This window comes from Burkholderia sp. S171, from assembly GCF_009766085.1.
Taxonomy (GTDB): Bacteria; Pseudomonadota; Gammaproteobacteria; order Burkholderiales; family Burkholderiaceae; genus Caballeronia.
In genome coordinates, this window is record NZ_LMUF01000007.1 from 115100 (window position 1) to 117038 (window position 1939).

The following is a 1939-nucleotide window of genomic DNA, read 5'->3' on the forward strand; positions in this document are numbered from 1 at the left end:
CGAACACCAGAACCGCACGGCTGGCGCTTTCTTCAACACGCTAAAATAGTGCTTTAGCCAAGATGTGTTCACTGCTTTTGCAAAACAGGTCCCCATGCTACGTCTAAGCGAAATCAAGCTGCCGCTTGAGCATTCGGAAAGCGAACTCGAGTCGGCAATTCGCTCACGTCTCGCGCTTATTCATGTCCCTGCCGATGGCCTGATCCGCTATACGGTATTCCGTCGTGCGCACGATGCACGCAAGCGGGCGGACATCAAGCTCACCTACATTGTCGATGTGGAAGTGAGGGACGAAGCCGCCGCGCTTCGTTACCTGGACGATCAGCCGCATTGCACCGTGACGCCAGACATGGCGTACAAATTTGTCGCGAAGGCGCCGGTGTCGATGACATCGCCGAGACCCGTCGTGATTGGCATGGGACCGTGCGGTTTGTTCGCCGGATTGATTCTCGCGCAGATGGGCTTTCGTCCAATCATCCTGGAACGGGGCAAGGCTGTTCGCGAACGGACCAAGGATACTTGGGGCTTGTGGCGAAAAAACGTGCTGAACCCCGAGTCGAACGTGCAGTTTGGCGAAGGCGGTGCCGGGACGTTTTCGGACGGCAAGCTCTACAGCCAGATCAAAGACCCGAAGCACTACGGACGTAAGGTGCTCGAAGAGTTCGTGCTTGCCGGCGCGCCCGAAGACATTCTCTATCTGAGCCGGCCGCATATCGGTACGTTCCGACTGGTGGGGATGGTCGAGAAAATGCGCGCGACCATTCACCAACTCGGTGGTGAGGTGCGCTTTGAATCGCGTGTCGAAGATATTGAGATCGATGGCGGCAAGGTGCGAAGTCTCACGCTTTCCAATGGCGAAACGCTACCTTGCGAGCATGTCGTGCTGTCGGTGGGACATAGCGCGCGAGACACGTTCGAGATGTTGCACGATCGCGGCGTCTACATGGAAGCAAAACCGTTTTCGCTCGGGTTCCGGATCGAGCATCCGCAAGGGTTGATCGATAGGAGCCGGTTTGGCAAATTTGCTGGCCATAAGCTACTAGGCGCGGCCGATTACAAAGTCGTCCATCACTGCAGCAACGGTCGGGCGGTCTATAGTTTTTGCATGTGTCCAGGTGGAACCGTGGTTGCGGCAGCATCGGAACCGGGACGCCTCGTCACGAACGGAATGAGCCAATATTCGCGCAATGAGCGTAATGCAAATGCGGGCATTGTCGTCGGAATTACGCCGGACGATTTCCCGGGCGGTCCGCTAGCAGGGATCGCGTTTCAAAGGCAATGGGAAGAACGGGCGTTCGAGCTTGGCGGCAGTGATTACTGCGCGCCGGCACAACTGGTGGGCGACTTTATTGCGAGACGGCCGTCTACCCAGCTTGGGTCCGTCGAACCGTCGTACAAACCTGGCGTTCGTATGACTGACCTGACCAGCGCATTGCCGGAATACGTGGTTGAGGCGATTCGTGAAGCATTACCGCAGATCGACAAAAAAATCCCCGGCTTCGCTATGCACGACGCGGTATTGACGGGCGTGGAGACGCGCACGTCGTCGCCAATACGAGTTCGGCGAAAAGACGATTACCAAAGCGTGAATGTCGATGGTCTTTATCCCGCGGGCGAAGGTGCAGGATACGCCGGTGGTATTTATTCGGCCGCGATCGATGGAATAGAAGTGGCCGAGGCGCTCGCGTTGAAAATGATGGTGAGTTAGGCGCTGTGCCGCGTCGGCCGGTTCACTTGCTGGCCGTTACGACGTATTTATTCGCCGGTGCCCGACGGGTTACCCGCGGGTGAGGCACGGTTGCCGCACGAAATGGCAGATTTACTTTTCGTGCTGCCTTGGCGCGGGACTGCAAATGATCGTATGCGATCCATCAACGACGCCTCTCTGGGGGTGCACGCCGTTGGAGTGTGGATGATGTAGGGGGCGCGCGATCAGGGA

At 57.5% G+C, this 1939-nt stretch carries 1 protein-coding gene; it reads left to right on the forward strand.

Annotated elements, in window-relative coordinates:
• Window positions 1-94 precede the first annotated feature (94 nt).
• Complete coding sequence (locus GSQ93_RS03490) at window positions 95-1708, forward strand: NAD(P)/FAD-dependent oxidoreductase (protein WP_158934247.1); 1614 nt, start codon at window positions 95-97, stop codon at window positions 1706-1708.
• Window positions 1709-1939: the final 231 nt, after the last annotated feature.